6 protein-coding genes and 2 pseudogenes are annotated in these 7,406 nt (G+C 73.8%); 1 reads left to right on the plus strand and 7 read right to left on the minus strand.

Going from position 1 to position 7,406, the window contains the following annotated elements:
- Together VR44_RS22820 and epsC are read right to left on the minus strand one after the other, a co-directional pair.
- Window positions 1-296 (minus strand): pyridoxal-phosphate dependent enzyme (locus tag VR44_RS22820; protein ID WP_045949444.1); only part of this gene is annotated, 296 nt, incomplete at its 3' end.
- A 124-nt stretch (window positions 297-420) separates the two neighbouring features.
- Window positions 421-1,035 (minus strand): serine O-acetyltransferase EpsC, encoded by a 615-nt coding sequence (epsC, locus tag VR44_RS22825; protein WP_094191848.1) that lies wholly within the window; start codon window positions 1,033-1,035, stop codon window positions 421-423.
- 395 nt (window positions 1,036-1,430) lie between these two features.
- Between epsC and VR44_RS22830 the strand changes: the two are divergent.
- Window positions 1,431-2,615 (plus strand): annotated as a pseudogene (locus VR44_RS22830) (MFS transporter); the annotation flags it as partial.
- Here VR44_RS22830 and VR44_RS42830 read toward each other — a convergent pair.
- The 5 genes and pseudogenes from VR44_RS42830 to VR44_RS22845 all read right to left on the minus strand — a co-directional run.
- Window positions 2,616-3,350, minus strand: a pseudogene (locus tag VR44_RS42830) (amino acid ABC transporter ATP-binding protein); the annotation flags it as partial. It lies immediately after the preceding pseudogene.
- A 43-nt stretch (window positions 3,351-3,393) separates the two neighbouring features.
- A complete protein-coding gene (locus VR44_RS22835) occupies window positions 3,394-4,194 on the minus strand; it encodes an amino acid ABC transporter permease (protein ID WP_045949445.1) in 801 nt (266 codons plus the stop codon).
- Entirely contained in the window at window positions 4,191-4,964 is a 774-nt protein-coding gene (locus VR44_RS22840) for a transporter substrate-binding domain-containing protein (RefSeq protein WP_045949449.1), read from the minus strand. The genes VR44_RS22835 and VR44_RS22840 overlap by 4 nt, the downstream gene beginning before the upstream one ends.
- Window positions 4,965-5,223: 259 nt before the next feature.
- A complete protein-coding gene (locus VR44_RS45205; protein WP_157880380.1) occupies window positions 5,224-5,391 on the minus strand; it encodes a hypothetical protein in 168 nt (55 codons plus the stop codon).
- Window positions 5,392-5,512: 121 nt separating this feature from the next.
- A partial coding sequence (locus tag VR44_RS22845; protein ID WP_045949446.1) for a hypothetical protein occupies window positions 5,513-7,406 on the minus strand: 1,894 nt, incomplete at its 5' end.

Genomic DNA, 7,406 nt, shown 5'->3' on the forward strand with positions numbered 1-7,406 from the left:
ATGACGCAGCGGTAGCCGCGGGCGGCACAGAGGGCGGCCAGGGAGATGCCCGTGTTGCCGGAGGTCGCCTCGATGACCGTGCCGCTGCCCGGCGTGAGTTCACCGCGCCCCTCGGCGGCCCGCAGCATGTAGAGGGCGGCACGGTCCTTGCTGGTGGACATGGGGTTGGCGGCCTCGAGCTTGGCCAGCACCTGGGTGCCCGGGGCGGTGTCCTCGAAGTGGAGGCGGATCAGCGGGGTCGAGCCGATCAGGTCCTCGATGCTGTCGGCGATGGGGCGCGTCTTACGGCTATCCACGTGTGGTTCCTCACAAGTCGGGTCGTGCGGCTGCCTGTCGGGGGTGGTCGTACGGTCCGCCCGTACGCCGACGCAGTCTTCGTGGGGGGCAGGTGCGAGGCGGGGAAGCGAGGGGGGGCAGGACCTACCAGGAGCCGGCCGAGGCCGTCACCGCGTACAGGTCCTCCATGGGCTGCGGCTGCTCGCCCACCGCCTTGATCACGGCGGTCGCGGCGAGCACGCGGGCTCCCGGGGGGACGTCCTTGTTGACCAGGGCCTGGGCGCCGATGACGGCGTGCTCGCCGATGGTGACGGGGCCGAGGACCGTCGCGTTCGTCCCGAGTACGACGTTGTGGCCGACCACCGGGTGGCGGCGTTCGCCGGCGGGCCGCTTGTTGTCGCTCCACCAGCCGACCGCCCCCAGGGTCACCTGGTGATAGATCGTCACGTCGTCGCCGACCACCGCGGTCTCGCCGATCACGACGGCCGCGCCGTGGTCGATGAACACCCGGCGGCCGAGGACGGCACCGGGGTGGATCTCCACGGAGGTCTTGCGGCGGGCCTGCCAGGCGATGAGCTGTGCTGTCATGCGCATGCCACGCCGGTGCAGGCGGTGGGCGACGCGGTGCGCCCACAGCGCCGGCAGGGCGGCGTGCAGCAGGGCCTCACGGCGGTTGCGCATGGAGGGGTCCTGGGCGACGACGACGTCCAGGTCCTCCTTCATGATCCTCAGCAGGCCGGGTTCCTTGTCGTGCGCCATCAGACCAGCACCTCCGCACCCGTCATCAGAACGGTCTTCACCAGGGGAACTCCTTTGGTTCTCGGCCTCCCGGTCGGCAGGCTTCGTGCTCGCGCGGGACGGGCGGCCCGGCAGGACCGCCCCACCCGGGCCGGAGCGGCGGTGGAGTGCGTACGCCGTCCGGCCCGCGTCCGTGCCGATACGGTGCCAGCGCCTGCCGCAGCCGGGCTGGACCACGGCTCGCACGGGACCGGAGGCCCGCTGGAGGACGGACCGGGAACGCCTGTGGAAACACCCGCGCGCACCCCTCAGCCGATCTCGACCACCCGCGCCCACCGCGGGGGCCGGTCCGACGCCGGTCCCCACCGTCGCGCGCCTGTCCGGGCGGGGGCGGGTGTGGGGTTACCGTCGGCGGCATGGACGGTGATCGCCGAGGGTGGCGGCAGTGTTTGGCCGGCGGGGCGGTGTTCGCCGTGTGCATGATCGGCACCACGCTCCCCACCCCGCTCTACGGCCTGTACCAGGAGAAGTTCTCCTTCTCCGAGCTGACCGTGACGGTCGTCTACGCGGTGTACGCCTTCGCGGTCATCGGGGTGCTGCTGCTGGCCGGAAACGCCTCGGACGAGGTGGGCAGGCGGCCGGTGCTGCTGACGGGCCTGGGGTGCGCGGCGGGCAGTGCCGTCTGCTTCCTGGCCGCCACCGGCCTGCCCTGGCTGTACGCGGGCCGGCTGCTGTCGGGGCTGTCGGCCGGGCTGTTCACCGGAGCCGCCACGGCCTACGTCCTCGAACTGGCCCCGGAGGGCGGCAGGGCGCGGGCCACGCTGGTGGCGACGGCCGCCACCATGGGCGGCCTCGGCTGCGGCCCGCTGCTCGCCGGGGTCCTCGCGCAGTACGCCCCCTGGCCGCTGTACCTGCCGTTCGCCGTGCACCTCGCCCTGGTGGCCGGGGCGGCCGCCGTACTGCTGTGGCTGCCGGAGACGGTACGGGACCGGGGCTCCCTGCGCGCGGTACGGCCCCAGCGGCCGGAGCTGCCGGCGCGGGTACGGCCGGTGTTCGGACCGGCGGCGATCGCCTCGTTCGCGGGGTTCGCGCTGTTCGGGGTGTTCACCTCGGTGAGCCCGGCGTTCCTCTCGGAATCGCTGGGGGTGCACGATGACGCCGTGACCGGGCTGGTCGTCGCGCTGGCCTTCTTCTCCTCCACCGCCGGACAGCTGGCCGTCGGCCGGTTCGGGGTGGGGCGTTCGCTGCCGCTGGGCTGCGCCGGGCTGCTGGGCGGGCTGGCGCTGCTCGCGGGAGCCCTGCGGTGGGACCTGCTGGTGCTGGTGGTGCTCAGCGCGGTGGTCGGCGGGTGCGGGCAGGGGCTGGCGTTCCGCGGATCGCTGTCGGCGGTGGCCGGGGCCTCGCCGGAGGACCGGCGTGCCGCGGTGATCTCGACGCTGTTCGTGGTGGCGTACTTCGGGATCTCGGTGCCGGTGATCGGTGTGGGGCTGCTGGTGGGTCCGGTCGGGCTGGAGGGTGCGGGGCTGGTGTTCATCGCCTGCATGGCCGTCCTCGTCACGGCCGCCGGCGTCTACCTGCTGCGGCGGCCGGTGGCGACGGGGGACGCGGTTGAGGAAGTCACGGGTCCGTTCCTGGGCCGGCCGGGTCACCACCTGCTCCGCCGGGCCCTGTTCGACGATGACGCCGCCGTCCATGAACACGACCCGGTCGGCGACCTCGCGGGCGAAGCTCATCTCGTGGGTGACGACCATCATCGTCATCCCCTCCCCCGCCAGGACCCGCATCACCGACAGCACCTCGCCGACGAGTTCGGGATCGAGGGCCGAGGTCGGCTCGTCGAAGAGCATCACCTCCGGCCCCATCGACAGGGCCCGGGCGATCGCCACGCGCTGCTGCTGGCCGCCGGACAGCTGGGCCGGGTAGGCGTCGGCCTTCGCGGCGAGGCCGACGCGCTCCAGGTTCTCGCGGGCGACCGCGGCGGCCTCGTCCTTGTCCCGGCCCAGGACCCGGCGCTGCGGGAGGGTGAGGTTTCCGGTGACGCTCACGTGCGGGAAGAGGTTGAACTGCTGGAAGACCATGCCGATGCGCCGGCGTGCGGCGTCGATGTCGACGTCCGGGTCGGTGAGCTCCGTACCGCCGACGAAGACCTGGCCCTCGCTCGGTTCCTCCAGCAGGTTGACGCAGCGCAGCAGGGTCGACTTGCCCGAGCCGGAGGGCCCGATGACGCACACCACCTCGCCGCGGGCCACGTCGAGGTCGATGCCGCGCAGGACGTGGTTGTCGCCGAAGGACTTGTGCAGTCCCCGGATCTCGATCTCCGCGCGCTCCGCGCCCATGGTGCCCCCCGCCGTTCCCGTGGTCCGTGACATGGTGTCCTCCTCACGTGGCCTTGTCCGCGCGGGCCTCCAGGCGGCGCACCACGAAGCTCAGCGGCACGGTCACCAGGAGGTAGCACAGGCCCGCGACCAGGATCGGGGTGGAGTTGGCGGTCTCGCTGGCGAGGTCCCGGCCGAACTTGGTCAGCTCCCGTTCCTCCAGGGTGACGCCCAGGAACAGCACCAGCGAGGAGTCCTTGAACAGCAGGACGAGCTCGTTGGTGAGCGGGGGGATGACGATCCGGAAGGCCTGCGGGATGATCACGAACGCCATGGCCCGCCCGTGGGAGAAGCCGAGCGAGCGGGCCGCCTCCATCTGGCCCTTGGGCACGGCCTGGATGCCCGCCCGGATCGTTTCCGCCATGTAGGCGGCCGCGACCAGGCCGAGGCCGAGGGCGACCTTCCCGTACGTCCCTCCGGGGATCTCGGTGCCGGGGAACGCCAGGGGCACCGCGACCCCGACGAAGATGAAGATCAGCAGGGCGGGCAGGCCCCGGAAGAGTTCGATGTACACGGTGGCGACCCAGCGGTAGGGGGCCACCGAGGACAGCCGCATCATGGCGATGACCAGCCCGAGCACCAGGCCGAAGGCGAACCCGGAGAAGGTGTACACCACCGTGTTCCGCAGGGCGGTGGTGATGATCTCCGGGAAGAGCCGCGCCACCAGGTCCTTCTGCGCGAACTGGTTCTGCAGCCGGTCCCAGTCGGCCGTGACGCCGACCAGGACCACCACCGCCACGAAGACCGCGTACTGGACTCCCTGCCAGACGCGGCGCCGCTGGCGCCGGGTCAGCCGAGAGGTCACGGCTTTACCTGGGGCAGCGGGCCGATCCACTGCTCGTAGAGCTTGTTGTAGGTGCCGTCGGCCTTGGCGGTGGTGATGGCCTTGTCGATGGCGGCGAGGAGGGCGGAGTTGCCCTTCTTCACGGAGAAGCCGTACTTCTCCCCGGTCTCGATGGCCTTCGTCCCGAGCACGAACTGGTCGGAGTTGGCCTTGTCCTTCAGCCAGCCCTGGACGACCGGGTAGTCGATGACGACGGCGTCGACCTGGCCGGTGCGCAGGCCGTTGAGGACCGCGTCCGAGCTCTCGAAGGCGACGGGGTTGAACCCCTGGCTCTTGGCGTAGCTCTCGCCGGTGGTCCCGGCCTGGGCGCCGAGCCTGGCGGACTTGGCCTTGACGTCGTCGAGGGAGGTGATGCCGCTCTTCTTGGTCGCCAGCAGCGCCTGCGTGGCGTCGAAGTAGGGGATGGAGAAGTCGACGTTCTTCTTGCGCTCGTCGGTGATGGTCATGCCCGCCGCGGCGAGGTCGCACTGCCCGGAGTTCAGGAACGCGCCGGTCTTGAAGTTCTCGAACGGGGTGTCGAGGATCTTCTGCTCGACCTTGAGGTTCTGGGCGACGAGGTCGATCAGCGCGACGTCGAAGCCGACGACCTTGCCGTTCTGCTCGAACTGGAACGGGGGGTAGGGCAGGTGGGTGCAGGTGGTGAGCTTGCCCTGGTGCACCACGGGGACTCCGCCCGCCGCCTCCCCCGGCCCGCTGTCGCCCGAGGAGGAGCAGCCGGCGGCGAGGAACACGCCCGCCGCGGCGGCGGCGCCGGCCGCCGCCCTGAGGCCGGAGCGGCCGCTCCGGCCTCGGCGGGTGCTGTTGCGCTGACTGCGGTGTCCTTCGGCCGTGCGGAACACGGTTGACCTCCACGGGTGCAGGGCGGGCGGCGGTCGCGGGACGGGACCGTCCGATCGAGATCGTAAGCCCCTGTGGTGCGCGGCGGCGGGTGATTCGCGAAGCGGCGGGTCCGGGGACGGCCGGGCGGTGCCGTCCCCGGCGGCGGCTGCCTCAGTGCGGGGGCCAGTGGGGGTTCACGGCGGGCGCCGGGGCGGGCGAGCCGCCGGGGTCGCCGAGGGGCTCGGCCTCCTCCAGGCCCTCCAGGCCGGGGAACCGGTAGGGGTCGAGCGCCCAGCGGGGCGTGCGGGATGACAGTGCGTACGTCGGTGTGGTGTCCATCGAACCTCCCGAATGTAGTTACTGGCTGTGATGAGTTATTACTCTGCGCACTCGGTTGCGGGTGGCTGCGACTCCCACCCGAACGCCCCCAATGACATTTCTTCACATGACGTACACACCGTCAGCCCAGGAGGACGGAGACGGAGGACACCGGGTCCCAGCCCGGGTCACGGCCCGTCAGCCGGGACACGGTCCTGGCCCAGGCGGCGGGGCCGGCGGCCAGGCGGGTCCCGACGAGGGCGGTGAGGGCGGCCAGGGCGGCTGCCGCTCCGGGAGGGGCGTCCGGGCGGCGGCGGGCCGTGTTCAGGTACGCGAGGACCTGCGCGGCCGGGGCCGCCGTGTGCAGCAGGTCCTCCCCGGTCAGGTGGCCCGAGGCCAGCAGGCCGTCGAACTGGGTGACGGGCGGGCAGTGGGCCAGGCCGGCCAAGCCGTGGCGGGCCCGGGCCCGGGTGGCCTCGGGCCCGTCGGGCAGGCCGTCCGGGCCGGGTTCACGCAGCAGGCGGGCGTAGCGGAGCCGCAGGGAGGCGGGGGCGCCACGGAGGTTGACCAGGTACTCCCAGTGCGGGATGGGCTCCTCCTCGTGCGCCGCGGCCAGGGCCTGCCAGTCGACCGCCCCGGGCGTCCCGAGGACGGAGCCGGCCGCCTGCCAGTGCCCGGAGCCCCGGCGCAGGCGGGTGAGGAGCCTGGCGGGGGCCAGTTCGCGGGCGACGCGGGCCCGGATCACGGCGGCCGGGTCCGGCGAGCCCAGGGCCTTGGCGCAGAGCCGGACGGCGGCCGGGCCCAGCAGGTCCCGGCCGGCGAGGGCGGCGAGGCGGGCGGCCCCGCCGTGTTCGAGGAGGTTGAGGCAGCCCACCGCCTGCTGGACGAAGCCCAGTTCGGGTGCCAGGCGGGCGAAAGCCTCCTCGATCAGGGCGGGTTCACGCGAGCGCAGCCAGAGGAGACCCCCGGGCAGCGGGCCGGAGGGGTCCGCCCGCAGCTCCGCCACGAGCCGTGCGGCGGTGCGGTCGTGGGGGCGGGTGACGATGCGGGCGGCCAGGTGGCCGGTGGTGCCGTGGCGCAGCAGGGTGAGGTCCACGGCCGGATCGTCGAGGTCGGCCAGGAGTTCCCTGGCGTCCTCGGTCAGCCACCGCGACTGGGTGGCGAGGACGCGCAGGGCCTCGGGGTCCCGTCCGGCGAGCAGCCGGCCGAGGAGGACGCGGGGCGTCCGGTCGTGGCGCAGCAGGTACGCCGCGAGCAGCCAGGGCCCGTCGGGCCCGAGGCGGGGCAGGACCGCGTCGACGACCTCGGCGTCGGCCAGGCACAGCAGGGTGCCCATGGGCCAGACCCATCGCCGGTTGCCGCCCGCCAGCAGCCGCAGCGCCTCGTCCGGGGTGCTCGGGGGACTGCTCGCCGCGCCCCGGGCAGGGGGGCCGGACGGCAGGTGGGGGCCGGATCCCGGGTCCGCCGAGCGGGACAGCCGCAGCAGCTCCGCCCAGCTGGGCCCGCCCTCGTCCGCACGGCGGTCCAGGCCGGCGGAGAGCACGGCGGTGCGCGCGAGGCGGAGCCAGCCGTCGGGGTCGGTGCCCAGTTCGGTGCGCAGCAGGCGGGCGAGGGCCCCGCGCCAGGCCGTGGCGAAGGCCAGGCGGCGCCAGTCGTGGGGCAGCAGGAGCAGGTCGCGCGCCGGGAGCAGGTGCAGCAGGTCGTCGGCGGGGAGGAGGCCCTGGGTGTAGGCGTGTTCGGTGAGCCGGGCGCTGGAGCCCCAGGAGCGGGGGCGCTCCGCGCGGACTTCCTCGGGGGCGGGGGCGGTGTACCAGGCGCCGTCGGGCGGCTCCACGCCGGCGTCCGCGCAGGCCCGGGCGAGCCACTGCGGGGTGGCGAGGCCGGGGGCGTCCTCCTGCCGGTGCTGCGCCAGGAAGCCGAGGGTGCCCGGGTCGGCGGGCAGCGGGGTCCCGGCGGGGGCGAGCGCGTACAGCAGGCCCAGCGGACGCGGACGGTTCGGACTGCGCGGGGGCCTCGGCCGCCCCGGCCTGTGCGAG

The sequence above is a fragment of the Streptomyces katrae genome (assembly GCF_000966975.1).
Classification (GTDB): Bacteria; Actinomycetota; Actinomycetes; order Streptomycetales; family Streptomycetaceae; genus Streptomyces; species Streptomyces katrae.